The sequence below is a fragment of the Baekduia alba genome (genome assembly GCF_028416635.1).
In the GTDB taxonomy this organism is placed as follows: domain Bacteria; phylum Actinomycetota; class Thermoleophilia; order Solirubrobacterales; family Solirubrobacteraceae; genus Baekduia; species Baekduia alba.
Window position 1 is genome coordinate 547,812 of record NZ_CP114013.1, and the last position, 25,143, is coordinate 572,954.

Annotated in this window: 22 protein-coding genes; 17 read left to right on the plus strand and 5 right to left on the minus strand. The window is 73.3% G+C overall.

The annotated features are described in order from the left end of the window. Window positions 1-30 precede the first annotated feature (30 nt). The 11 genes from DSM104299_RS02620 to DSM104299_RS02670 all read left to right on the plus strand — a co-directional run bounded on the left by DSM104299_RS02620 (window position 31) and on the right by DSM104299_RS02670 (window position 14,125). Complete coding sequence (locus tag DSM104299_RS02620) at window positions 31-927, plus strand: hypothetical protein (RefSeq protein ID WP_272475730.1); 897 nt, start codon at window positions 31-33, stop codon at window positions 925-927. After that, window positions 924-1,676: a L,D-transpeptidase gene (locus DSM104299_RS02625; protein WP_272475731.1), complete on the plus strand. Its 753-nt coding sequence runs from the start codon at window positions 924-926 to the stop codon at window positions 1,674-1,676. Before DSM104299_RS02620 ends, DSM104299_RS02625 begins: the two co-directional genes overlap by 4 nt. Window positions 1,677-1,690: 14 nt before the next feature. Then, window positions 1,691-3,169: a hypothetical protein gene (locus tag DSM104299_RS02630; protein WP_272475732.1), complete on the plus strand. Its 1,479-nt coding sequence runs from the start codon at window positions 1,691-1,693 to the stop codon at window positions 3,167-3,169. Between the two features lie 113 nt (window positions 3,170-3,282). Further along, a complete protein-coding gene (locus DSM104299_RS02635; protein ID WP_272475733.1) occupies window positions 3,283-3,585 on the plus strand; it encodes a hypothetical protein in 303 nt (100 codons plus the stop codon). Beyond that, a complete protein-coding gene (locus DSM104299_RS02640) occupies window positions 3,582-7,445 on the plus strand; it encodes a replication-relaxation family protein (RefSeq protein ID WP_272475734.1) in 3,864 nt (1,287 codons plus the stop codon). Before DSM104299_RS02635 ends, DSM104299_RS02640 begins: the two co-directional genes overlap by 4 nt. Before the next feature lie 248 nt (window positions 7,446-7,693). Further along, on the plus strand, window positions 7,694-8,323 hold the full coding sequence (locus DSM104299_RS02645; RefSeq protein WP_272475735.1) for a hypothetical protein: 630 nt from the start codon (window positions 7,694-7,696) through the stop codon (window positions 8,321-8,323). A gap of 87 nt (window positions 8,324-8,410) precedes the next feature. Then, the gene (locus DSM104299_RS02650; protein ID WP_272475736.1) at window positions 8,411-9,292 is read left to right on the plus strand and encodes a hypothetical protein; all 882 of its coding nucleotides are present in this window, start codon (window positions 8,411-8,413) and stop codon (window positions 9,290-9,292) included. Between the two features lie 43 nt (window positions 9,293-9,335). Beyond that, window positions 9,336-10,379: a hypothetical protein gene (locus DSM104299_RS02655; protein WP_272475737.1), complete on the plus strand. Its 1,044-nt coding sequence runs from the start codon at window positions 9,336-9,338 to the stop codon at window positions 10,377-10,379. A gap of 88 nt (window positions 10,380-10,467) precedes the next feature. Further along, window positions 10,468-11,868, plus strand: a complete 1,401-nt coding sequence (locus DSM104299_RS02660; RefSeq protein WP_272475738.1) for a sigma-70 family RNA polymerase sigma factor — start codon at window positions 10,468-10,470, stop codon at window positions 11,866-11,868. 136 nt (window positions 11,869-12,004) lie between these two features. Beyond that, window positions 12,005-12,391 (plus strand): hypothetical protein, encoded by a 387-nt coding sequence (locus tag DSM104299_RS02665; protein ID WP_272475739.1) that lies wholly within the window; start codon window positions 12,005-12,007, stop codon window positions 12,389-12,391. Window positions 12,392-12,475: 84 nt separating this feature from the next. Then, window positions 12,476-14,125, plus strand: coding sequence for a hypothetical protein (locus tag DSM104299_RS02670; RefSeq protein ID WP_272475740.1), 1,650 nt, complete (start codon window positions 12,476-12,478; stop codon window positions 14,123-14,125). A gap of 235 nt (window positions 14,126-14,360) precedes the next feature. Here DSM104299_RS02670 and DSM104299_RS02675 read toward each other — a convergent pair whose 3' ends face one another. Both DSM104299_RS02675 and DSM104299_RS02680 read right to left on the minus strand, forming a co-directional pair. Beyond that, a complete protein-coding gene (locus tag DSM104299_RS02675; protein WP_272475741.1) occupies window positions 14,361-14,918 on the minus strand; it encodes a hypothetical protein in 558 nt (185 codons plus the stop codon). A gap of 36 nt (window positions 14,919-14,954) precedes the next feature. Further along, entirely contained in the window at window positions 14,955-15,356 is a 402-nt protein-coding gene (locus tag DSM104299_RS02680; RefSeq protein ID WP_272475742.1) for an SHOCT domain-containing protein, read from the minus strand. 145 nt (window positions 15,357-15,501) lie between these two features. On the opposite strand from DSM104299_RS02680, the gene DSM104299_RS02685 reads away from it, so the two are divergent. Next, a complete protein-coding gene (locus tag DSM104299_RS02685) occupies window positions 15,502-17,280 on the plus strand; it encodes a PASTA domain-containing protein (RefSeq protein WP_272475743.1) in 1,779 nt (592 codons plus the stop codon). Window positions 17,281-17,319: 39 nt separating this feature from the next. Beyond that, on the plus strand, window positions 17,320-18,087 hold the full coding sequence (locus DSM104299_RS02690; protein ID WP_272475744.1) for an ABC transporter ATP-binding protein: 768 nt from the start codon (window positions 17,320-17,322) through the stop codon (window positions 18,085-18,087). A gap of 9 nt (window positions 18,088-18,096) precedes the next feature. Here DSM104299_RS02690 and DSM104299_RS02695 read toward each other — a convergent pair whose 3' ends face one another. Both DSM104299_RS02695 and DSM104299_RS02700 read right to left on the minus strand, forming a co-directional pair. Beyond that, window positions 18,097-18,864 (minus strand): CYTH domain-containing protein, encoded by a 768-nt coding sequence (locus tag DSM104299_RS02695; RefSeq protein WP_272475745.1) that lies wholly within the window; start codon window positions 18,862-18,864, stop codon window positions 18,097-18,099. Continuing rightward, entirely contained in the window at window positions 18,861-19,310 is a 450-nt protein-coding gene (locus tag DSM104299_RS02700; RefSeq protein ID WP_272475746.1) for a DUF7144 family membrane protein, read from the minus strand. Before DSM104299_RS02700 ends, DSM104299_RS02695 begins: the two co-directional genes overlap by 4 nt. A gap of 131 nt (window positions 19,311-19,441) precedes the next feature. On the opposite strand from DSM104299_RS02700, the gene DSM104299_RS02705 reads away from it, so the two are divergent. From DSM104299_RS02705 to DSM104299_RS02720, 4 genes are all read left to right on the plus strand, one after another. Continuing rightward, complete coding sequence (locus DSM104299_RS02705; protein ID WP_272475747.1) at window positions 19,442-19,936, plus strand: AI-2E family transporter; 495 nt, start codon at window positions 19,442-19,444, stop codon at window positions 19,934-19,936. Window positions 19,937-19,955: 19 nt separating this feature from the next. Beyond that, the gene (gene ybaK, locus DSM104299_RS02710; protein WP_272475748.1) at window positions 19,956-20,420 is read left to right on the plus strand and encodes a Cys-tRNA(Pro) deacylase; all 465 of its coding nucleotides are present in this window, start codon (window positions 19,956-19,958) and stop codon (window positions 20,418-20,420) included. After that, a complete protein-coding gene (locus DSM104299_RS02715; RefSeq protein ID WP_272475749.1) occupies window positions 20,417-21,388 on the plus strand; it encodes an NAD-dependent epimerase/dehydratase family protein in 972 nt (323 codons plus the stop codon). Before ybaK ends, DSM104299_RS02715 begins: the two co-directional genes overlap by 4 nt. Window positions 21,389-21,452: 64 nt before the next feature. Next, the gene (locus DSM104299_RS02720; RefSeq protein WP_272475750.1) at window positions 21,453-22,817 is read left to right on the plus strand and encodes a transaminase; all 1,365 of its coding nucleotides are present in this window, start codon (window positions 21,453-21,455) and stop codon (window positions 22,815-22,817) included. A 10-nt stretch (window positions 22,818-22,827) separates the two neighbouring features. Here DSM104299_RS02720 and DSM104299_RS02725 read toward each other — a convergent pair whose 3' ends face one another. Continuing rightward, the gene (locus DSM104299_RS02725; RefSeq protein WP_272475751.1) at window positions 22,828-25,098 is read right to left on the minus strand and encodes an NHL repeat-containing protein; all 2,271 of its coding nucleotides are present in this window, start codon (window positions 25,096-25,098) and stop codon (window positions 22,828-22,830) included. Between the last annotated feature and the right edge of the window lie 45 nt (window positions 25,099-25,143).

Consider the following 25,143-nt stretch of genomic DNA (forward strand, 5'->3'; position numbering starts at 1 on the left):
GCTCGTGCGGGCTCGCCCAATGGATGGGGCATGGGCGCATCCGGCAAGAAGCTTCCCGGGCACGGCGCGCGGCGCAAGGCGCTGTCGCCGGGCCCTTCGATCAAGGACTCCAACTACGGCCCGCGGCCGCATCCGGTCGCGCTCCGCGCTGGCCAGCGGTTCTGGCCGCGCGCGGGCGAGCGCCGGCGCGGCTTCGCGATCGTCCGCGTGGACGACCGGCACGCCTTCGGGCAGCGCGAGGACGGCGACGCCCGCCTCGCGCGCCACGCCGTCAGCCGGCTGCTGGCCGCCGACGCGGACGGGCGCGGCCGGCACTTCGCCTTCACCGGCTGGGTCCCGGGCCGGCGCTACCGGGCGCTCGCGCGCGTGGTTGCGGTCGGCGACGCCGCGACGCTCGTGCTCCCCGATTGGCATCCCGGCCACCCGATCCGGTTGCCGGCGGGGCTCCTGCGCGGCGCCGGTCCGGGCGACTGGGTCGACGTCCGCGCCGACCTCGGCGCGGCCAGCCCCGCCACGCTGCAGCTCGACCTGGTCGGCGTCGCGGCGCCGCCCGCCGAGGGCACCCTTCCGGCGATCACCTACGCGCCGCCCGCCGTCGCGCCGCCCGGTGCCCGGCGCGCCGGCCCCGACGCGATCGTCTTCGAGCTCGCCGGCGCCGGCCTGGACGCGGCGGCGCCGGCGGTCGGCGGCCGGCGCGAGCTGCACACGCTCGAGCGCATCCGGCTGTCCGCCGGCGCGCGCGTCCACCTCGCCGAGCCGGGCGAGCCGCGCATCACGCGCTACCTCGAGCTCCTCTCCGTGCGGTTGCTGCCGCACGGCTGCGTGCTGATCTGCGGTGCCGAGCCGCGGCCGCTGGACCGGCCGATCCCCTGCGACCTGCGCCGGAGCCACGGCGCGTGGCGCAAGGTGTGGTGGGAGGCCGCGTGACGCCGCCCGCCCGCCGCCGGCGTCCCCGGACCGCGCTGCGCGCCGCGGCCGTCGCCGCGCTCGCGGCCTGCGGGCTGGCCGCCGTCGCGCCGTCGCCCGCGGGCGCGGTCGGCGCGCCGACCCAGCGCGCGGCCTGGACGGCCCGCATCGTCGCCGCCACGACGGCGACCAGCCGCCCCGGCGGCGGCCGCACGCTCGCGCGGCTGCCGGTGACCACGAGCTGGGGCGGCGGGCCGGTCACGCTGCTCGTCCACGGCGCCCGTCGCGACAGCGCCGGGCGGCGCTGGCTGCGCGTCGGGCTGCTGCAGCGCGGCCCGCGCCGAACCGGCTGGATCCCCGCCGACGACGCGGTCCTCGGCCGCACGAGCTGGCGTGTCGAGGTGTCGCTGCACCGCCGCCGCGTGGTCGTCCGCCGCGGCGGGCGCGTGCGATGGCGGCTGCACGCGGTCGTGGGCTCGCCGACGACGCCGACGCCGACGGGGACGTTCTCGGTCCTCGAGCGCGTCCGCCAGCGCGACCCCGGCGCCTTCCCCGGCTCCTGGGTGCTGTTCCTCACCGCTTACTCCCACGCCGTGCGCTGGTTCGACGGCAACGACGGCCAAGTCGGGCTCCACGGCCGCGGCGGCGCCAGCCTCCGCGACCCGCTCGGCAGTGCCCGCTCACACGGTTGCATCCGCCTCACCAATCGCGCGATCGCGCGCATCGCCCGGCACGTGCCGGACGGCTCGCCGGTCGTGATCACTCGATGACCCCTGGAGTCCTCATGACGATCCCCCGGGCCGCCCTCGGCCCGCTCCTCCTCCTGTTCCTGCTGACCCTCGTCGCGCTCGGCCGGCCGGCCGCCTCGGAGGCGGCCGGCATCTCGGCCCGGACCTGCACCGGCGCGAACGCGACGGTCCCCGGCGGCTTTGCGAGCGCCGGGCAGTGGGCGGTGCTGGAGAACAACGTCGGGCAGCGCCCGCAGTACGGCACGTCGACGAACTTCACCGGTGTGCCGCTGTGCGCGGTGCGCTCCACGGGCACCGGCACCAGCGGCGATCCGCAGTGGATCTTCTGCACGCAGGCGTCGCTGTACGCGTGCGGGCAGGACGCCTTCGGCGGCGCGAGCCTCGCGGCCGACCTCGACGCGCGGGCGCGCGCCGAGATGGCCTGGGCGATCACCACCGCCGACCTGTCCACCGCGATCGGCCGCGCCGTCGTGCAGACACGCGTGTGGTGCGTGGCCGACCGCGTCCAGCGCCATCGCGCCGACGCCGACATCGTCGCCGACGCGCGCGCGTACTTCACCGACCACGGGGTCACGCTCCCCGCCGGCACGGCGTGCCCGAGCTGGGGCGCGGTCGACGCCGGCCTGCGCCCGCATCCGCAGCTGACTGCGCGCGCCACGTCCGCGACCGTCGCCGCCGGCGACCCGGCGCGCTTCGAGATCACGACGAACCTGCCCGAGATCCGCGTCGCGGCCAAGACGGCGGACGGCGTCGCCGCGTCGCTGGACCTGTGCCCGGACGCGCCGGCCGGCATGACGCTCAGCGGCGGGACGCTCCAGCTCACCGGTACCTCCGACGCCGCGGCGCGCACGGTGCCGCTGTGCGCCGCGGGACCGGACGCCGACGGCTCGACGCGGCTCGACGTCAGCACGACCACCGCGGTCGCCGGCGACCTCACGGTCATCCGGTCGCTGCGCTCGCCGTCGACCTGCCAGCTCATGGTCACCGCGCGCGGCGGGCGGCTCGCCGCCTCGGCCACGGTGGGCACCGAGCAGGAGGAGCAGGAGTCCGAGGAGACCGAGGAGACCGAGGAGACCGAGGCCCCGGTCGTCGCGACCGCGCGGAGCACACCGGCGCCGAACCTCACGATCGCCAAGCGGCGCGTGCGTCGACACGGCGAGGCGCGGCGCGTGCACAGCGGCGCTGCGGTGCGCTGGGCGATCACGGTCCGCAACACGGGCACGGGCGCGGCCAGCAACGTCCGCGTCTGCGACACGCTGCGGCGCGGCCTGGCCGTCGTGCACACGACCCCACACGCGCCGCTGAGCGGCGGCCGGGCGTGCTGGCGGCTGAAGTCCGTGGCGGCCGGCGGCCGCGTCACCCTGCGCATCACGACGCGCGTGAGCGTCGGCAGCGACGGCGCGCGCTGCCACGCGCTCGCCAACAAGGCCTCGATCGTCGGCGGCCCGTCGGCCAGCAGCACCGTGACCGTGTGCCACCGCACCCGGACGCGCAGCGGCGGCACCACCGGCTGAGCGCGGCATGAAGATCCCGGGGACGCGCGGCGGCGCGTCTCCGGGGGGCGCCCGGCCCGGGTCGGTCAATGAGATCCATGAAGGACCTCATCCACCGATCCAAAGGAGGGCTCATGCCCGAGTTGCTCAACGAAGGCCTGCCCGAGCGCAGCGCCCGGTCCAAGTTCGACTTCACCAAGTGGGCCGACGGGCAGGCCTGGAAGTTCGTCAGAGGCGAGGACTACACGAGCTCGACCGAGACGTTCCGCTACAACGTGAAGCGCTGGGCCAAGGCCCAGGGCGTCGAGATCGAGCTGCGTCCCTACCCGCAGGTCGACGCCGACGGCAACGAGGTGCCGCTGACGAAGGCCGACGCGGTCGCCCTCGGCGTCCGCTTCGTCGTCGACGCGCCGGCCCCAGCGGCCGCCGCGCGATGACCAACCGGACCCTCGCGGCGGTGTTCGCCGTCGCCGTCCTCGCCGTGGCCGCCCTCGTCGCCGGGGTGCTGGCCGGCGAGGCGGCCGCGGCCGACGCGGGCGCCGCGTCTCAGCACCACGCCGCGCAGATCGTCGACCACGGCCCGGGGATCCTCGCGGACGTGGTCGGCACGGCGTGGCGGATCGTGCGCCTGCCGCTGCTGCTCGGCATCGTCGGCACCGGCTCGCTGTTCTTCATGCGCAGGCGCGCGCGTGCGGAGCGGCGCTTCACGCGGCTGTGGCTGCTGCCGTTCCGCGCCGACGACGCCGAGCCCGAGGCGGTCATGCGGCTGCTGGAGTCCTGGCATCAGCAGCTGCTGGAGCGCTGGTGGCGCCGGCTGATGCACGGCCAGGCCGGTCTCGCGCTGGAAGTCATCATGGCCCCCGACGCCGAAGGCGATCGCACGGCGCGGCTGTCGGTCGTCTGCCGGGAGGAGTTCGCCGAGACGGTCGAGGGCAGCCTGCTGGCCTGCTATCCGGACAGCCGACTGGTGCGCGGCGAGCAGGGGCTGCCCGCCGTCACCGAGGTCATCCGGATGAAGAAGCGCTACTCGTTCGTGCGCGCGCTGCGCGGCGGGGAGCTCGAGGACGGCAAGGTCGTCGACACGCTGCTCGGCCAGATGGACCGGATCGGCGAGACGGCCGTCGTCCAGTACGCGCTGACGCCGACGCCGGCGCTGTTCGACCACTACTCGCGCTGGCGCTACGGCCTGCGTGAGCGGGACGCCGGCGCCGCCGCGGCCCGCAACCCGGCGAACCCCGGCATGCGCTCCGAGGTGCTCGCGGCCGAGCTCCAGGGCGGCCTGCGGGTGCAGCACCGCGCGCTGTTCTTCACCGAGATCCGCATCGGGGCCGCCAGCTACGGCGCCTGCCGGGCGATCGCCGGAGCGTTGCGCGGCGCGTCCGCCGCCGAGAACCGGCTCGTGGAGCGCCACATGCGCGTGCGCCGCGACCTCTACCTGCGGCGCCTGCGCGCTGCGGTCGGCAACCCGATCCCGGGTTGGCGCCGCGAGGTGCTCAGCTCCGGCGAGCTGGCCGGCCTGTGGCAGCTGCCCAGCCCGGGGCTCAAGACCGCGCGGGTGGCGCGGACCCCGGTGCCGCGCCTGCTCGCGCCGCCGGAGATCAGCCGCAAGGAGCTGCACGCGCTGGCGCGCGACGAGCGCGGCCTGGTCGGGATTCGGCCCGAGGACAAGAGCGACGGGCTGGGCCTGATCGGCGGCCAGAAGACCGGCAAGACCTCGGTGCTGTGCCGCACGGTGCAGGCCGACGGGCTCGACGACTCCTGCGCGATGGTCGTCCTCATGCCCAAGCCGGGCGACGCGCTCAAGGCGCTGTCGATGGTCCCCGCCGGGCGCACGGTCCACTACCTCGACCTCGAGCGGCCCGAGCTCGGCATCAACCCGCTGATGGGCGACGGCGAGCCGGCGATGATCGCCGACAAGGTCGTCGAGGCGTTCCGCGACGTGCACGCCGAGGGCGACATCAAGGGCTCTTCGGACCGCTACCTGCGCCAGGCGGCGCAGGCGGCGATCGGCGCCAGCCGCCACGGCGTCATCGACGGGCCGCCCACGCTCTGGCACATGTACCGGATGCTGCTGCCGCCGGAGGTGAGCTTCCGCGAGAAGGTCGTGGAGGCGCTCTACCCCGACCAGCGCTTCACCGAGACGGCCACGTTCTTCGGCCGCGAGCTGCCCAACGACCTGGCCAACGCGGCCGCCCAGACCAACGCCAAGCTCGACGCCCCGCGCAACAAGCTGCTGCGGCTCATGGTCGACTCGCTGGACAAGGTCCTGCGCCATCCCAAGCAGCTGAACCTCGACGAGGTCATCCGCAACCGGGAGGTGCTCATCGTCGACGGCAAGATGGGCACCTTCGGCACCGACAACTGCCGGGTGATGATGCAGTTCATCCTCACCTGCCTCTACGGCGCGCTCCAGCGCCAGCAGCAGCTCCCGGACGCGGAGCGGGTGCGCGTCGCGGTCAAGGTCGACGAGGCGCACCTGATCATCAACAACTCGTTCGCGGACGCGTTGGCGACGCTGCGCTCGGCCGGCCTCGAGGTCGTCGCCGCGTGGCAGTACGGGGCGCAGATCGAAGACCCCAAGCTGCGCGGCGGCATGATGAGCCTCCTGCGTCAGCGCTGCATGTTCTCCATGGGCGAGGCCCAGGACGCGCTGGAGATGAGCAAGATGGCGATGGCGGCCTACACCGACCTGATCCGCGACGACACGGCGTCGCGGGCCCGGCTGCGCCTCACGCCCGACACCATCTTCAACCTCCCCAACCACCATGCGGTGTGCTCGTGGATCAGCAAGGGCGCGCGGCAGGGCGCGTTCATCGCCACGACGATCCCGCTCGAGGTCGACGACGAGGTCGTCGCCCACCACCTCCAGGCCCAGCGCGAGCGCGGCGGGTTCGTGCCCGACCGGCTCCCGGATCCGATGCCCGACCTCGACTGGAGCGATCCCGACGACGAGGTCTCGGTCGACATGCCCGAGCTCGAGGTGGAGGCCGCGGCGCTGGTCGGCGCCGCGGCGGTCGCCGAGCGGTCGGCTCCGGTGCGCGCGCCGGAGCCGCCCGCGCCTCCGGCGCCTCCGGCGCCGCCCGTGCCCCCGGCGCCGCCCGTGCCCCCGGCTCCGCCGGAGGAGCCGCTCGCGCCGGACGAGTTCCTCGAGCCGGCTCCGGTCGAGGACGCCGAGCGGACCCCCGCGCCGCCGCGCGAGGGCGCGCCCGACTCCTACACCGAGCTCGACTTCGACGACGTCCGCGGGCTCGTCTGGGAGAGCGACGAGCCCAACGCCGAGCCGCACGAGCCCAGCGAGCGCGAGCTCGAGATCCTCGGGGCGCTGTGGGCGAGCCGCTTCCTGTTCACCAGCCAGATCTGGCGCCGGTGGTGGGCGACCAGCTCCCAGCGGGCGTGCCAGCAGGGCATGCAGCGGCTGTACGCCGCGGGCTGGGTCCGGCGCTTCAAGTTCCAGCGCGGCGAGCGCGGCGCCCAGCAGCGCGTGTACTCCCTCACCGAGGCGGGCTTCGAGATCCTGCGGGGGCGGACCGGCCGCAAGGGCCAGTACCTGCGTGACGACGAGGTCTGGCGCATGCCGTCGACCGGGGACCCGCGCCACATCCTGCGCGACCTCCAGGTCAACGGCTGGGTGCTCGCCCTGGAGAACCTGGCGGGCTCGCGCCGGGTCGGGCGCTGGCTCGGGCCGGGCCAGGGCCGCCTCGAGCCGCCGCGGCGCAAGGTCTACGGCGAGTGGAAGGACCTGCGTCCGTCCGAGGTCGTGCTCGGGTCCAACCACCGGCTCCAGGGGTTCGCCGGTGAGCACTTCGAGGCGGTCATGCCGAACGCGACGGTCGAGCTCCGGCTCGGCGGCGGCGAGCGCCAGCGGCGCATCGACCTCCTCGTCGAGCTCGACCGCAACCGCGGCCTCGGCGCCGCCGAGGACCGCCTCCGGCGCTACGACGGCCTCGTCTCCGGCTGGGGCCGGATGCTGCGCCGGTACCGGTCGCTGGGCACGGTGCCGGCGGTCGTCTTCGTCAGCGGCGACGACCACAGCCGCCTGCGGCTGATCCAGCTCGCCGACCGGGTGCTGACCACCCGGATCGCGAAGGCCGGCAGCGACGAGCGCGAATGGCCCTACCTCGGCCGTCGCTCGATCTTCTTCGCGATCGAGCGCGACGTCCACGAGGGCTCCCTCGCGGCGCTGGCGCTGCCGCCGCTGCCGCCGGAGGCGCGGGTGCGCCTCGGCGAGCCCGACGCCGAGGCCTGCCGGCCGCGGCGCGTGCACATCGTCGACCCGCGCCTGCTGCCGACGCGCTGAAGCGACCTTCGCTGGATCCGCGAGGCGCCGTCGGGCGCTTCGCTGGATCCGGCGAAGCCCTTCAGCGCAGTGGAATTTGGCGCCTTGCGCGCGCGGAAGTACCGTTTGGCGCGCTTCCTCTCCCTTCTCTCTCTCTCTCTCGTCTCTGCAGTACCCGCCGAACCGGCAACCGCCATTCGGCTCGCACCGGTCGTCATCGACGACCGCCTTGAGCTCGGGCCCTTCCAACGCCCGAGTGAGGAGGAACCATGTTCAACCTCGACCGCGCCCTCGGCGAGCTCGACAAGCACCTGCCGACGGACCTCTCCCCGCGGCGGCGTCGCCTGATCCTGGCCCTGGGCCTGTTCGGCGGCTTCCTCGCCCTCATCTGGGTCACCGACCTGCCCACCGCAACGGTCATCACCGCCGTCGCCCTGGTGGTCATCGTGAAGCTCACCCCGGGCGCAAGCGGAGCTGCCGCGGGCATTCCGGCGCTGAAGGAGCGGACGGCACCCGACCTGGTCGCCAGGGTCGGCATCTCGCTCGACGCCCTGTTCGACCTCGTCGGCGCGACCCGCGGCGCGCAGCAGCGTCAGATCATCGTCGCCGTCCTCGACGTCTTCGAGCTCTTCGGCAGCGACTGCGAGGTGGAGGTCGACTCCACCATGGCCAACGCGCGGGCCGCCAGGGGCGACCTTCCGAGCCTCACCAAAGTGGCCGCCGACGTCGTCGACGGGCTCACCATCGCCAGGATGAGCCGTCGCGAGGACGCCGAGGGCCGGCACCTCATCGCCACGGTGGCCACGGCGGAGGGCGCCACCGTGGTCCTGTCCTGGACCGTCCGCCTCGTCAGCGGCAAGTGCGAGTACCGGGTCGACGACGTCACCGGCTCGCTCTGAAGCACCACCCCATCCGAGCTCGGGCGGTCGTCATCTCCGACGACCGCCCGGGCTCGTGCTCGTTCATCGCCTGATCCAGGAGGAACCATGTCCGAACACGACACCAGCGGCGAGGCCACCCCATCGATCCCGCCGCCGAGCGGGCGCGGCGTCCCCGCGACCGTCATCGCGACCGACCCTGGGCTCCGCCCGGTGGTCGATCTCATCAAGCACATCCCCCTCGACCGGCAGTGGCGGGCGTTCGGCGCCATGCTCGATGCCATCGAGCTGCTGCCCATCAGCAAGATGGTGGCGTCGATCGACACCTCCCTGTTGGAGGCGTGGGGCCCAGCGGGCGAGCTTCCGGGTCTGACCGAGGAGGCCGTCGCCCTGTTCGAGGCCGGGCTCGAGGTCGCCTTGACGCGCCGCTTCGAGGACGCCGAGGGCCTGCGCCTCGTCGCCACGGTGATCTCGCCGAAGGCATCCACGCTGATCCTGTCCTGGACCGTCCGCCGCATCGGCGCCGGGTACGAGCGCCGGCTCGACAAGGTCACTGCCGGCATCCCGCCGCTCGTGGAGCGGACGGACGTCACCCTGGTCGTCGGGGACGGCGTCTCGCTCGACCCGCTGCTCGAGGTCGTCGACGACACCCTGAGCGACGCCCAAGCCGAGACGGTCGTCGCCGTCCTCGACGTCATCGAGTCGTTCCACGTCGGCGGCTGCGTGGCGACGTCGGTCAATCCCGACAGGGTGAGGGCGCGGGCGACCAGGGGCGAGCTTCCGCGCCTGACCGAGGACGCCGCTGTCCTCTTCGAGGCGGGGATGTGGGCCGTCCTCGCCGACCGTTCCGAGGACATCGACGGCCTGCATCTCGGCGCGTGGGTGTTCACACCGGAGAGGACGAAGGTCGTCCTGTCCTGGACCGTCCGCCGCGTCGGCCCCGACTACGAGTACCGGATCGACCGCGTCGAGGTCGTGGACGTGTTCTGAGCCCCGCTCCCATCCGCTTCCTCTCCGAAAAGGAGCAATCACCATGAACAACGAATTCCGCGTGGGCGTCATCGGCACGCCCCACGAAGTTGTCCGGCGCACGCTGCCGGCCCTCTTCCGGCTCGACTCGAGCTTCGGAGCCCGCCTCGTCGCCATGGCCGGCCCTGAGGCGCGCGACGCCAAGGCGTTCCTCGACTCGGGCGCCGGCCGGAAAGCCGCCTGGCTCACGGGGCACGCGTACCCGGACGGTCTCAACCTGGGCGACGTCGAGACGCACGACTCCCCCTGGACGATGCTCGAACACACCCCGCTCGACGGCGTCATCGTCGCCGGCGAGGACGCGTCCGACGCGATCTGCATCGTCACGCTCCGCCGCAAATGCCACGTGCTGACCGCTGCCGATCCGGTGATCGCCGACCCGATCGCGCTCGCCAAGCTGCAGAAGGAGGCGGCCGAGCAGGGCCGCAGGTTCGACGCCGGGCACCTGTCCGGCTACCGCTCGTCGCTGTTCGACTCGCCCGACGTCGCCGAGGCGCTCGACGGCGTCCCCGGGGTCAGCGCCCGCTGGTGCATCGCCGCGTCGTCCAAGGTGCGGGCGCCCGGCGCCGCGCGGCTGCTGGCCTTGACCACGCCGGTCGCCATCGCGCTGCGCGGCACCACGGTCACGCTCAAGCGGATCGACCAGGTCGGCGGAACCGCCATCCGAGGCATCTGGGAGACGGCCGCCGGGAGGACGGCGATCATCGACGTCGAGTGGGATTGGCCGATGCCGGGAGGCGACCAGGCGTCGCTCACGGCCTACGGGCCGCGGGCCCGCGTCGCGCTGCCGCTGGCGCCGCCCGGGGCCAGGGTCGCCGCCCACCCGGACGAGCTCACGGGCACCCTCCGGCCTAAGGTCGGCCCTCCGCGCTGGCTGGCGACGCGGCGGACGTTCCAGGACTGCGAGCAGGTGCGGATGCAGCAGTGGGTCGAAGCCTGCCAGGGCGACCGCACTCCGACGGTCACCACCAGGCACGCGCTGGTCGCGGCGCAGATGGCCCAGTTCCTGGCCACGGCGTTGAACCCGGCCCGGACCGGCGACGCCTGAGGGTCACACCGCAGTCGGTGGACCGAGCGATAGCAGACGCCGATTGGGCCTCGCGGCCACCGCGGGCACAATCGGCGCCGTGCCGGTCATGACGACCACCCCGTACGAGCAGCACCGGGACTACGTCCTGGCGGTGCTCGCCCGGCGCTGCCGGTGGCTCGACGGCGGCGAGCGTGAGGAAGTCCTTCACGACGCCTACGCCGTGTTCCTGCAGAAGCAGCGCGACGGCGTCCTGGACACCGACGCGATGCGGCCCCAGCAGGTGCGGGCCTATCTCGTCCAGACCGCCATCAACAAGGCGATGGACGACGGCAAGAGCGCGCGTCGCAAGCGGTCGGTCGGCCTCGAGGAGGACGGTGGCCTCGAGGTCGCCGACCAGCGGCCCGAAGTGGTGGAGCGGCTTGCGCAGAGCTACGACGCCGAGCGCGTGCGCGAGATCGTCGACGAGCTGCCGGCCCGCCAGCAGGTCGTCATCAAGCTGCGGTTCTTCCTCGACCTCTCGCCGACCGAGATCCAGCAGTACCTCGGGATTACCGAGCGGGTCTACCGGCGTGAGCTCGAGCGGGCGATGCGGGCGCTGACCGATCACGTCGAGCTCGTGCAGCGCGGCACGTCGTGCGATCAGCGCCGGAGCCTGATCCTCGCGTACGTCGCGGGGATCGCCGGGCCCAACCGCCAGCAGGTCGCGCGGCGCCACCTCGCGACCTGCCCGGCGTGCGCCGCGTGGGCGGGCCGACTGCGGACCGCGGCCCATCAGGCCGGCGCCGTCGTCCCGCTGCCGCTGGCCTCCCACGTGGCCCTCGGCGGCGACGACCGCTGGTGGGCCGGCCTGGGCCACGTGCTCGAAGCGACCCGCGACCGGATCGTGGACGTCGCGTCCGGCGGGCGGGGGCACGTCACCGGCCTGGCTCTGCGCACCGACCCGGCGTCGACCGCGGTGCTCGGGGCGGCACGGCCCGGCACGATCGCCGCGGTCGTCGCCGGCTGCCTGACCGTGGGCGGCACGACGTACTGCGCGGTGGACGGCGTCACCACGCCGCTGGGGCTGCTGGCCTCCAGCAAGGTGGAGACCCGGACGCACGACCACGCCGCCGCCACGCCGCGGCCGGCGCCGCGCCGGAAGCGGCACCAAGCCGCCGCGACGCCGGCTCGGGCGGCGTCGACGCCGACGTTGGCCGCGCCCACGACCAGCACGATCGCGACGACCACGCGGCGCACAGCGACGGTCGCCAAGCCGGCGGAGACGCCGGCGCACCGCGTCGCGCACCAGACCTCGAGCGAGTTCGGGATCGAGAGCGGCGGCACGAGCGTGTCGTCGGGGTCCTCGGGGTCGAGCTCGTCTGGCTCTGGCTCTTCGTCGGGGTCGTCGGCGACCGCGACCGCGGCCAGCGCGACGTCGACCGCCAGGTCGTCGCCGGCGCCCAGCTCCGGCTCGAGCTCGGGCCACGGCGCCTCCGAGGCGGCGGTCGCCGCCGAGTTCGGTCCCTGACCGCGTCTGCTCGGCACGCGGCACGGCGACCTCAGGAACGAGAGCCCTATGGCTCGCTAGAAGTGGCGCCCTGCGGCGCCTTCGGATGAAGCTGAGAGGAATCAGCATGATCAGCAAAGGCAACACGCTTCCGCCCGTGGAACCCGACACGGCGCGGTTCCACGGGCGCGTGAAGGTCGAGGGCGTGGTCATCCACGCACTCGGCGTCCACGCGGTGATCGGGATCGACACCGAGTACGCCATCGCGCGCGTGCGGCTGGCGAACGGCCAGCTCATCGACGCGACGACGGTGTTCGCCAGCGAGCGGTGGGCGGCCGTGGTTGGCGGGGCGCGGGGTGAAAGCGCGCCGTTCGAGCCCTCGGGGCCGGCAGCCGAAGCGCTCAGCCTCGCGGCGGGCACGCCCGTGATCCGGGTGGTCTGCTGGAGGACCCTGTTCACCGGCAGGCTCGTCCTCGCTCGCTGGTCCTCCGAGGCCGGGGAGCAGTTCGGCGTCTTCGCCGCGTCGGCGCTGGTCGACCGCTGAACGAGCCGGTCGAACGACACGGCACAGGCTTCGCTTCGCCAGCTCGCTGAACGGCAGCGAGCTGCTCATGAGAGGAACACCGTGATGCATCAAGAGCACGGCGACGGATCACGCTTCGCGGCGATGATCGCCACCGCGATCCGCGAGGACGGGCAGATGTTCAGCGCGATGGCGGCATCGTCATCGGTGCAGACGTTCTGCGCCTTCGAGTCGCGCTACTCCGACGACCGCCTGACGGTCGAGGACCCGCTGTCGCTGATCCGCTTCGACCCGGCCGCCGTCTCCTTCGACACCGAGACGGCGGCCGACTTGCTGTCCACCGCCCACCGGCGCGCCGACACCGTGATGCGCGGTCTGGTCGCCGCGTACTGCGCGCGCAAGCGGCTGGCGATCCCAGACGACGCCGACAGCGATGCGATGTGGGAGATCCTCGCACGGATCCTGGCCGGCGGGCTGCCCAAGCTGTATGACTACGTGCAGAGCAGCGAGACGCTGCCCGACGCGACGCTGCACCTCTCCGACGTGCGTCTGGTCGACCGTCTCGGGGTCACGCTCCTGATCATCGCCGCTCGCGCGCTGACGGCCGATCGGTACACGCCCACCCAGGACGCCTCGGTCGTGGAGACGTCGGCGCCGCAACACGAGATCGACGCGATCATGGACGAGGCTCTCCGCGAGGCTTGTGAGCGCGTCGCCCGCGACCGCAAGCACCCGATCGCGCGTGGCGCCAGCGTCGGCGAGCGCGTGTTCGCGGCCTCCATGAACGTTATGCGGACCCTGTACCGGCAGGGTCGCGACCAGGGCTTCCAGCGGCTCGCGCTGTACTCGGCTGCGTGGGACCTGCTCGCCCCGAGCGTCGCGCGCGCGGACTTCCGCGACGAGAAGGCGTACCGGTTGGCCAGGGCCAAGGCCGCGTTCGAGGCGTTCGCGGCGTACATGAACGAGCTGGTCGGGGCGAACCTCCGGTATCCGGGCCCAGACAAGCTCAACACGATGATGCTCGCGCGGGACGCCTACGTTGCGGGCCGGGACCTCGAGACGCGCATGCAGCACCTGAAGTCGGTGCTCCTGACCATCACGACGACCCACGCCACGCGGCATTTCGTCGATCGCATCGCCGACGGCTCGCTGCGCTACAGCGACATCATGCGGGCGATGATGCAACTCGTCGTGCTGCCCCTGAGGGGGCGACCGGTCGCCGAGCTGCCGGAGGAGACGCTCGACTGGGAGGTGCTTCCGGCCGACGTCGACGGTCCGCGCGATGAGCCGCGCGCCGCGCCCACGGGCCCGAGGACGCCGATCCCGCTGGACATGTCCCGGATCGCCGCGCTCCAGGCCTTCGGCCGGGCATGGGAAGGCTCTCGGATCTTCCGCGGCACGCGTACCGCCGGGCTCGCAGGCGACTTCAGGGCGGACTACTACGTCCTGGTGCTGCCCGATGCGATCACCGGCCTGGAGCACGCCGTCGCCGACAGCCCGAAGCAAGGCCGTGGGCTCTACGTGTTCCGCGGCGAGCAGGGGACGCTGTTCCAGCCGCCGATCACCTGGCGCGAGGCATTCAGCCAGGCACGTGGGGAGCCCGTCAAAGCGGTCGGGGCCCTGTGTCTGCGCCACGTGCCGACCCTCGCGCACAACCTGCTCGACGCGCTCACCTGCCCATCGGCGACGATCGAGCGCCGCCGCCGCTACCTGCTCGGGATGAGGACGCGACGGCGGTCGGTGCACGCCGCCTGAGCCTCGTCACACGCGCGACCCGCCCGCCTCTCGCACTGCGAGAGGCGGGCGTCGCTCTATTTTTGCTCCCAAATCATTTGCGTCGGCAAGTAGATGATCTCGAAGTGGACGAAAGCTGGGCTGCGCGGGCCGCGACGTCCTCTGGCGCCACCACGCCGAGCGCGGAGCGTTCCAGGCGCGGCTCGGGATCGACTGACCCGAGCCGCGCCCGCGCCCGCGCCCGCGCCCAGGGGGGCTACGGCTTCAGCGCCCCGGTCCGGCCGATGCGGTGCCCGCGCTTGTCGTAGGCGCTCACGCGCGTGACCGCGGCGGCGGTGGTCCCCAGCAGGTCGGCGCCGAAGTAGCGGACGTCCGTCTTCAGCACGTGGCGCCAGGCCTTCGGGCCCGGCTTGGTGAGGACCTTCAAGTGCTTGCCGTCGGCGAAGGTGATCCGGACGTCGTGGGCGCGACGGTCCACGACGCCGGCCTCGATCGCCGAGGTCTTCGTGTCGCCCGAGGCGCTGCTGGAGCCGAGCGGGAAGATGCCGTGGTCGACGCTGAGGCTCCCGGCGGCGCAGCCGGTCGCCGTGCCGGGCGCGAAGCCGTCGGCGAGGACGGCGTCGACGTCGATGCAGATGCCCTTCACCGGGCCGATGTTCTGATGGTAGATCGAGAGCGTCCAGGTCCCGCCGGCGGCGAGGGTGCCGCTGAGGACCTGGGTGCCCTTGGCCGACGCCGGCCCGGCGAGCGCGAAGGTGAGGGCTGCGGTGGAGAGCGCGCAGACGATGGTGCGGTGCAGGCGATGTGGGGTCATCGCCTGCAACCTATCCAGCGGTCCCGCGTGCTGGTGCTACGCCGCCGCGAGCGCCTTGGCCTTGATGGCCTGGAACTCCTCCTGCGTGATCGCGCCGCTGTCGAGGAGCTGCTTGCCCTTCTCGATCTCGGCGGTCGGGCTGGAGGTGGCGGCGACCGAGCGGATGTAGTGGTCGGCCTGCTCCTGCTGGGCCTGCGCCTGCTTGGCGCCGCGCTCGGCCATCCCGTCGTGGTTGACGATCAGGTACACGAGCACGCCCAGGAAGGGCAGCACGATCATGAACACGACCCAGACGGCCTTGGTCCAGCCGCCGATGTCGCGGCGCCGGAACACGTCGGAGAGGATCAGGATCATCATCCAGATCCAGATCACCCACGCGAAGAAGATGATCATGCTCCAGAGGATGTTCAGGAACGGGTAGTCAGCGGCGAGAATCACGCCACCGACTCTCGATGTCCGGAGGATGACCGCGCCTCACCCGTCGAGGATGATGTGGCGTTTCCTGCCACTGCGGGGGTGGGACGGCAGCGCTGCGCAACTTTGCGTACAGACGGCGGAGCGCCCGTCGCTTACGTTGCGCGGCGTGAGCGGACGGCACGGACGGACGACCCTCGGGCTGAGCACGTTGTTGGCGGTGATGGGGATCTGGGCCGGAACGGCCGGCGCGGCGACGTACACGTGGGTCGGCGGCAGCGGGTCGTACATCGACGCCGCGCATTGGAGCTCGCCGACGCCGGGGACGCTGCCGGGCTCCACCGACGACGTCGTCATCGCGGGGTCGACCGACTACACCGTCAGCTACGTCGGGCCCCCGGGCGTGCAGCGCAGCGTCGCGTCGCTGACGCTCGGCGGCGGCTCGACCGGGACGCAGACGCTGGCGATCAAGACCGCGGCGGGCACCGGCGACGGCCGCCTCGAGGTCAACGGCAACGCCACCATCAGCAGCCACGGCCAGGTGATCATCGACCAGGACGCGAGCGGCCTGTCCTCGCCCGGCAACACGCCGCAGCTCAACGTCCAAGGCGCGTTCGCCAACGCCGGGACGATCGTCGCGCGCAACGAGGGGACGGTCGACCGGCGAATCGCGAGCCTCGGCGCCGGCACGCTGACCAACACCGGGACGCTCCACGTCACCGGCGGCGACTTCACGATCAAGCACGTGGTCAACGCGGGCGCGATCGTCGTCGATCCGGGGGCGCTGCTCTACGTGACCAGCGGCGGCGGGGCGACGGCCACGGGCGTCACCCAGAACGCGGGCACGGTGATCAACCACGGTGACATCTACATCGCGAGCTCGCTCTGGGCGCAGAACGGCGGCGCCCTGACCGGCAACCCGATCCGGATCGGGACCGGCGGCCTCGCCGACAGCGGCGGCACCGGCACGTTCATCGTCAACGGCAACGGCACCAAGATCTCCGGGACGATCCCCGCGGGTCAGACGGTCCAGCTCGGCAACCGCGCCGAGGAGATGTCCAACTACTTCAGCATCCAGGCGCCGGGCCTGACGGTGGCGCCGGGCGGCACGCTGGTCGTCGACCCGTCGCCGGCCAACGGCGCCGGCATCTCCGACAACCCGATCACCGTGCAGGGCACGCTCCAGGTCAAGGCCGGCGGGACGTCCGGCGTCGATCTGGACGGCGGGCTGACGGTCGCCGCCGGCGGCACGCTCGACCTCCAGAGCGGGAGCCTGCGCGTCCGCCGCTCGCCGGTCAACCACGGCACGGTCGCGGTGGCGCCCGACGCGCGGATGCTGCTCAACGGCGACGGCACGACGACGTTCACCACCGACGGGACGCTCGCGTTCGCCATCGCCTCGCCCACGAGCTTCGGCGCGATCGCGCGCCTCGGCCAGACGCCCGCCGCGTTGGCGGGGACCGTCAGCGGCGTCCTCGTCGGCGGCTACGTGCCGGCGACCGGGACGGCGTTCAAGGTCATCGACAACGCGTTCTCGGGGGCGTTCGGCGCGGTCGGCGGCGGCTTCGCGGCGCAGTACGCGGGCGACGGGTCGTCGGTCAGCCTGGTGTACGGAGGCCCGGCCGGCGGCGGCGCTGGCGGTGGCGCCTCTATCGTGACGCCACCCAAGCCAGCCCCGACGCCGGCGCCCAAGCCCAATCCCACGCGCGGCGTCCGGTGCGTCGTCCCCGACCTCAAGAACAAGACCCTCGCCGACGCGAAGGCCGCCCTGAAGAAGGCGCACTGCGCCCTCGGCGCGGTCCACCGCCCGCGCTCCCGCGCCGCGCGGCGCAAGGCGACGCGCGTCGTCGCCCAGACCAGGAAGGCCGGCGCGCAGGCCGCCCGCGGCACCAAGGTCACCGTGACGATGGGCAAGCCCGTCAAGAAGGCCAAGCGCAAGCACAAGTAGGCGCGCCGCATCCGTTGAGCGCCGTAGGTTGGGTCGGCCGTGACCGCCGACCCCGCACCCATCGAGTTCGACGGCCTCGTCAAGCGCTTCGGCCGCCGCACGGTGCTCGACGATCTGTCGTTCACCGTCCCGGCCGGCAGCGTGGTTGGCCTGCTCGGGCCCAACGGCGCCGGCAAGTCGACCGCGATGCGCGTCCTGCTCGGCCTCCAGCGCCCGACCGCCGGTCGCGCCCGCATCCTCGGGCACGGCGACGACCACGTCGGCTCGTTCTCGCTGAGCATGCGCCACCGCGTAGGCATTGCCTTGACCCTCGCCGCCGACCCGTCGATCGTCGTCCTCGACGAGCCGACCAACGGGCTGGACCCCGAGGGCGCCGTCGACGTCCGGAACATCGTCCGGTCGCTGCCACGACGTAGTCGCACGTGGCGACCGAGGACCTCGAGCGCGCACCGGCGATCGTCGGCGGCCTCGGCCTCGGCGCGCCCAGCCTCGTCGATGGCGAGCTCGTTACGAGCAAGACGCCCGACGACCCGGCCGTCGTCACGCGCGCGCTGGCCGAGCACGGCATCTGGCGGCGGGATCGCGCTGGCGATGGTCTTCACCCTGGCCTTCGACGGCCTGGTGAGCTTCATCCCCGGCGCGGCCCACTACACGTTCGGGCAGCTCGGCGCCGACTTGAGCAACAACATCGGCGGGACCGGCGAGACCGAGAACGGGCTCGCCGTCTCGGCGCTCGGCGTGAGCGCATGGTGGGTCGTGATCGTGCTTCCGGGCTGGGTCCGCTTCCTGCGCGGAGACCTCAAGTAGCCCGGCCGGTCAGTCGGCCAGCGCGGCCGAGAAGAACGACAGCGCCTTGCGCGTCTTCGTCGACTGGCCGCGCGCGGGCTCGATCCCGCGCTCGGCCAGGAAGCCGCGCAGCACGGCGGCGACCTGGAAGGCCTCCGGCGGCAGGCACTTCGTCGACAGCTCCAGGATGCGGGCGCCGTCCGGGTAGAGCCACAGCTCGACGACGAGCTTGCGGTCGAAGCCCTGCGGCGTGCCCTTGATCTTCAACACGAAGATCGGGCCGAGCTGGACGAGGTCGTCGAAGGTGACGCCGTCCGGCGCGTGCGCGTCGAAGTACGCGCGCTGCTCCTTGGTGAACAGCTTGCGCAGCGGCGCGCCGGCGGCCAGCGACTCGCGCACGGGCTGGCGGGCCAGGCCCTTCAGCGAGCCGGAGCAGACGTAGCCCGTGTGCATCGCGTCGACCTCGACGACGAACTCGCGCAGGCGGCGCAGCCGCTCCGGCAGCTCGTTGGGCACGACCGGCCGCAGCTTGACCACCGTGTCGTCGCCCTTGCCCTGGATCCGCCGCGCGCGGACGACCACGCCGGCCTTCTCGAGCGTGAGGTCCGGCGTGTCGAAGAAGTGCACGAGCCGGACCTGCGCCTCGAGCGGGTCGAGGCCGAGCGCGACGATGGCGGACCGCTGCTGGGCGTCGGCGACGCTCATCTTCAGCTCGACGCTGTCGGCGTCCTCGAGCAGCGCCAGCAGCTCGACCAGCTTGTCGTCCTTGATCGCGGGTGTGGTGGCGACCGGGCTCATGCCGAGCCCCAGGCGACGGTCAGCTCGTACAGGATGACGACGTCGAGCGCGATGACGACGATCGCGACGATCGGGAAGGCCGACGCGACCGGGAACATCAGGATCGCGTGGAGCGTCACGAAGCCCACGGCGGCCCAGCGCGCGACGCCCATCTGCAGCGCGAGGCCGATCCCGGTCAGCACCATCACGATCCCGGTGACGATCCCGACCCAGCCCCAGGCGGTGAGGTCCCAGATCGCGGGGCCGCCGCTGCCGCCGACGGTGACGACCTTGTCGTTGAGGACCGCGGCGAACCCGAAGACGATGGTCATGCCGCCGCTCATGAACAGCGTGACGGCGGCGAACAGGACCCAGCCGCTCGGGAACGCCGACCGCCGGGCGGCGAGCTCGCGATCGGTGGCGGAGGGCGTCGCGGTGAGGGGCGTGCCGTGCGGGGTGGAGGCCATGTCCGACGACGCTCCCGCGCGCCCGGGCGGGAGAGCATCACCCACTTCGGGTGAACTGCGGTTACCCGCCCCGGAAGGCCGAGCGCCAGCACCACCGCGACGAACATCGACAGCAGCGTCCCCAGCGACACATGGACCCGCCGGTCACCCACCTCGTGCGGCGCGGGTGGAAGCGCGGCGTCGCGGCGCTGACCGTCTTCGCGGGTCTGTTCGCCGCGGCCGTCGTGCTCGTGCTCGTGACCGCCGGGCCGCTGTGGGACCAGATCGTCGAGCTCGTCCACGCGCTGCCCGGCTACTGGGACCAGCTGACGCACACCGACGGGTTCCAGCAGTGGATCGGGACCGCCGACGCCGACGACCAGATCAAGCAGGGGCTGAAGGAGCTCACGTCCGGGCTGCCCGACGCGGCGACGGCGATCCTCGGGATCGCGGGCGGGATCTTCGGCGGCGTGCTGTCGCTGGTGACGCTGACGTTCCTCGCGCTGTTCCTGCTGATGGAGCGCCCGACGATCACCGACTGGCTGTTCGGCTTCGCGCCGCCGGAGGCCGAGCAGCGCTGGCGGCCGATTCTGGAGGAGTCGGTCGGCGCGATCTCCTCGTCGCTGATCGGCAACGTCGCGATCTAGGACACTAGGATCGGCGTCCATGGCCGGCCGCCAGACCCCCGCGACGCGCGCCGCCGAGCAGGCGGGCATCGCCTACACCTTGCACGAGTACGACCACGACCCGCGCGCGGCGTCCTACGCCGGCGAGGCCGCCGCGGTGCTCGGGCTCGACCCTGAGCGCGTGTTCAAGACGCTCGTGGTCGCCGTCGACGACGACCTCGCGGTCGCGATCGTCCCGGCGGCCGACCAGCTCGACCTCAAGGCCGTCGGCAAGCGCGCCGCCCTGGCCGACACGGCGCGCGCCGAGAAGGTGACGGGTTACGTGGCGGGCGGGATCTCGCCGCTGGGCCAGCGCCGTGCGTTGCCGACGTTCCTCGACGAGACCGCGGAGCTGTTCGACACCATCTTCGTGTCGGCCGGTCGGCGCGGGCTGGAGATCGAGCTGGCGCCGAGCGACCTGGTGGCCTTGACCGGGGCCGACGTCCGGCCGCTGGCGCGTTCATGAAGGTCTTCATCACCGGCGCCCGCGGGTTCATCGGGGCGGCGCTGGCGCGGCGGTACGCGGCGGGCGGCCACGACGTGCGGGGCGTCGACGTGGCGGCGTCGTCCGATGGCGCGATCGTCGCGGGCGACATCGCTGCGCCCGGCGCCTGGCAGGACCGCGCCGCCGGCTGCGACCTCGTGATCCACACGGCCGCGATCGTCTCGATGCGCGGCGACGACCCCGGCGCGGTCTGGCGGGTCAACGCGCTGGGGTCGCGGCACGTGCTCGACGCCGCGGTGCGCGGCGGCGCGCGTCGCGTCGTCCACCTCAGCTCGGTCACCGTCTTCGGGTTCGCGTTCCCGGACGGCGTCGACGAGGCGTATCCGACCCGGCCCAACGGCGTGCCGTACGTCGACACCAAGGTCGCGAGCGAGGCGCTGGTGCTGCGCGCGCACGCCGCCGGCGAGGTGCCGTGCACGATCGTCCGGCCCGGCGACGTCTACGGCCCGGGCTCGCGGCCGTGGACGATCCTGCCGGTCGAGGAGCTCAAGCGGCGCCGGTTCATCCTGCCGGCGCGCGGGCGGGGGATCTTCAGTCCCGTGTACATCGACAACCTGGTCGACGGGATCGTCGCGGCGGCGGGGAGCGCGGCGGCGGCCGGCGGGGTGTTCACGCTCACCGACGGTGTCGGCGTGACGACCGCGGAGTTCTTCGGGCACTACGCGCGCCTGCTCGGACGCCGGCTGCCGACGGTCCCGACGCCCGTCGCCACGCGCCTGGCCTCCGCCGCCGCGTTCGCCGCCCGCGGGCAGACCGAGGTCAACGCGGCGGCCGCCCGCTACCTCGCCCGGACCGGGACGTACTCCATCGCCCGCGCGCGGGAGACGTTCGGCTACGCGCCGCGCTACGACCTGGAGGAGGGCATGGCGCGCACGGAGTGGTGGCTGCGCGAGCAGGGCCTCGTGCGACGCCACACCTCGCGCGACTGAGCGGCGCCGCGTAGTCCACCACCTTGCTCCAGCGCGGCGGCCCGCGGCGAAGTAGCCTCGCCGGATGGCCGACCTCGATCGCATCCGCCTCGCTGCCCTCCTGGCGCGGGAGCGCGCGGAGTTCGCCGCGTCGCACCCGCGCTCGCTCGAGCTGTCCCGGCGGGCGCGCGGCGCGCTGCTGCACGGCGTGCCGATGCCGTGGATGGCGAAGTGGGCGGGCGGCGCGCCGGTGTTCCTTGCCGAGGCGCGCGGCGCGCGGGTGACCGACGTCGACGGCCACGAGTACGTCGACGTCGCGCTCGGCGACACCGGCTCGATGCCGGGCCACTCGCCGCAGCCGACGGTCGACGCGATCGTCGCGCGCGTCGCGGGCCGCGGCGGCATCACCACCATGATGCCCACCGAGGACGCGATCGCGGTCGGGGAGGAGCTCGGCCGGCGCTTCGGCGTCCCGGCCTGGCAGTTCGCGCTGAGCGCGACCGACGCCAACCGCTTCGCGCTGCGCATGGCCCGCCAGGTGCAGCGCCGCGGCAAGATCATGATCTTCCTGCACGCCTACCACGGCACGGTCGACGAGACGGTCGCGACGCTCGACGACCAAGGCAAGGTCATTGCCCGCGACGGCAACGTCGGCGCGCCGGTCGATCCGGCGCTCACGACCAAGGTGGTGCCCTTCAACGACCTCGACGCGGTGCGCGCCGCCCTGGCGCCGCGCGACGTCGCGGTCGTGCTCGCCGAGCCGGCGATGACGAACGTCGGCATGGTCCTGCCCACCGACGGGTTCTTGAAGGGGTTGGAGGAGGCGTGCGCCGACACGGGCACGCTGCTGATCTACGACGAGACCCACACGATGTCGATGGGTCCGGGCGGCTGCGTGCGCGCGTGGGGGCTGGCGCCCGACGCGGTGACGCTCGGCAAGGCGCTGGGCGCCGGCGTCCCGATCGGCGCCTACGGGCTGAGCGCGGAGCTGCGCGACCGCGTCCTGGCCGACGACGAGGGCGACTACCTGGACTGGGGCGGCGTGGGCGGCACGCTCGCCGGCAACGCGCTGTCGGTCGCCGCGGCGCGCGCGACGCTGGAGCACGTGCTGACCGAGGAGGCGTACGCGTCGATGCTGTTCACCGGCCAGCGCTACGTCGCGGGCGTGCGCGCGGTGTTCGCCAAGCACGGCGCGCCGTGGCACGTCGTCGGGCTCGGCGCGCGGGCGGAGTTCGGCTACACGCCGGCGCCGCACGCGACCGGCGGCGACGCGCACGCCGCGATCGACCCGCTGCTCGACGACCTGATCCACGCCGCGCTGCTCAACCGCGGCGTCATGCTGACGCCGTTTCACAACATGGCGCTGATGGGCCCGACGACCACGGTCGAGGACGCCGACCGCGTGGTCGGGGCCCTCGACGCGATCGTCGGGGAGATCTTCGGGTCCTAGGGGCGGCGGCCTATGCGGTCGCCTGGATCCGCTCGGTCTCGCTCGTCGGCTGGCCGGCGGCCGCGGTCGCGGCGAGCTGCAGCGTGACGTCCAGGCCCTTGCGACCGGCGAGCGCCTTCTTCAGCTTCGCCGCCTGCGTCTTGGTGATCGTCAGGCGCACGATCTTCGACGTGCCCGCCGGGATGTTCACCTTGATCGGCGGCAGGTCGATCGACACCGGCTTGACGACCTTCTTCTTCTTGCCCTTGCCCACGGTCTTGGGCGTGCCGCGCTGGACGATCGTCGCCGTCGCGGTCAGGTCGCACGTCGTGTCGCAGCCGATCCGGACCGGCAGGTTGCGGGCGGTCAGCACGCCGGCCTGGCGCAGGATCTTGACGCTCAGCTGCGGGCCGAGCGGCTCGGGCAGCGTCGGGAGCTTCAGGACCGGCGGGCCGGCGGGCGCGGCGAGCAGGCCGCAGCCGGCGGGCGCCACGTTGGTGGAGAGCTGGAAGGTCGACACGCGGTTGTTCTCGCTGTCGGTCACCGTCAGCTTGTTGTTGCAGTCGACCGCGACGCCCGTCGGGTGGATGAACTCGCCGTCGCCGATCCCGCGCGTGCCCATCGACAGCAGGCGCTCGCCGTTGGGGCCGAACTGCTGGACGCGGTTGTTGCCACGGTCGGCGACCCACAGGTTCCCGCTCGGGTCCAGGGCGATCTGCGCGGGCGCGTTGAGCTTGCCGAGCTTGGAGCCGGTGCCGCCGAAGTCGTCGAGCTCGGTCCCGGCGTTGTCGTAGACGCGGATGTGGTTCGCCGAGTCCGCGACGTAGAACTTGGAGCCGTCGGGCGTGACCGCGACGCCGCGCGGCGACGCCTCGGTCGGGAACGAGCCGAGGTAGGCGCCGGCCGTGCTGAAGCGCGCGACGCGGTCGTTGCCGTAGTCGGCGACCGCGATGTTCCCGGCGCCGTCGATCGCGATCGCCTGGGGCGACTGGAGCTGGCCGGGGCCGGTGCCCTCGGAGCCGATCGTGCGCGGCGACTGCGCGGTGGCGCGGTCGAAGACGACGATCCGGCTGCGGCGGGCGTCCAGGACGTAGCCGTTGCCGGCGCCGTCGAAGGCGACGCCGACCGGGTCGGGCAGGACGGTCGGGCCCGGGTTGGGCGAGCCCCAGACGGTGGCGACGGAGCCGTCCGGGTTCAGGAGCTGGACGCGGCCGTTGACCGAGTCGGTCACCGCGCGCAGCCCGGCGGCGTCGGCGGCGACGCCGAGCGGCGCGTCGAACTGGCCGGTCGCGCGGCCGGAGGTCCCGAACGAGCGCTTGAGCGTGCCGGAGGCGTCGAAGACGTCGACGCGGTCGTTGCCGGTGTTGGCGACGAACAGCTCGCCGGCGTTGTTGGTGGCCGCGCCGCGCGGATAGGCGAGCTGGCCGGGCGCCGTGCCGTAGGAGCCCCAGCGGGCCTTGTACTGGTACTTGGTCGCCGGCGTGGAGTAGCGGACGATCCGCTGGTTCATGTCGTCGGCGACGAAGACGCGGCCCTGCGGGTCGATCGCGACGCCGTAGGGGAAGTTGAGCTGGCCCGGTCCGGCGCCCTGGCCGAGGCCGATCGACGCGAGCAGGTGGCCGCCGGTGTCGAACGCGGCGACGCGATGGTGCTGGTCGTCGGCGACGAGCATGCGCGTGCCGCGGACGGCGACGCCGCGCGGGTTCTGCAGGGTGCCGGGCGGGACGATCTCGGACCCGTTGTTGCCGTCGGCGGCGAAGCGCACCACGCGGTCGTTGCCGGTGTCGACGATGTACAGCGTCGAGCCGGCCGCCGCGAGGCCGCCGCCGGCCGCCGCGTCGTTGCCGCCGCCGGCGCCGAAGTGGAACTTGCCGAGGTCGGCGCCCGAGCCGCCCCACGAGCCGATCAGGTCACCGGTGTTGGTGAAGCGGACGATGCGGTTGGAGCTGCCGTCGGCGACGACGACCTGGTTGTCGCCGGTGACGGCGACCGCGCCGATCGCGCTGAGCTCCCCGGGCCGTGTCCCCGCGCTGCCGATGTCGCGCAGCCACGTGCCGTCGGGCTGGAACTGCTGGATCAGGTGCGAGCCCTGGTCGGTCACGTACACGTTGCCGTCGGGGCCGACCGCGACGGCCTGCGGGAAGCGCAGGACGCCGCCGCCGCGGGACCCGCTCTGGCCGACCGCGGAGTACGGGCACTGGGTCGTCGAGGAGGCGCCCGGGCAGTCGGCTTGCGCGCTGGCGGCCATCACGAGAAGGGCGCCGGCCGCGATCAGCGAGGGCAGGAGGCGTCGTCGGAGCATCGTTGTTGCAACACGCTACGAACCGGAAGTCGCGGTCTGTGCAGG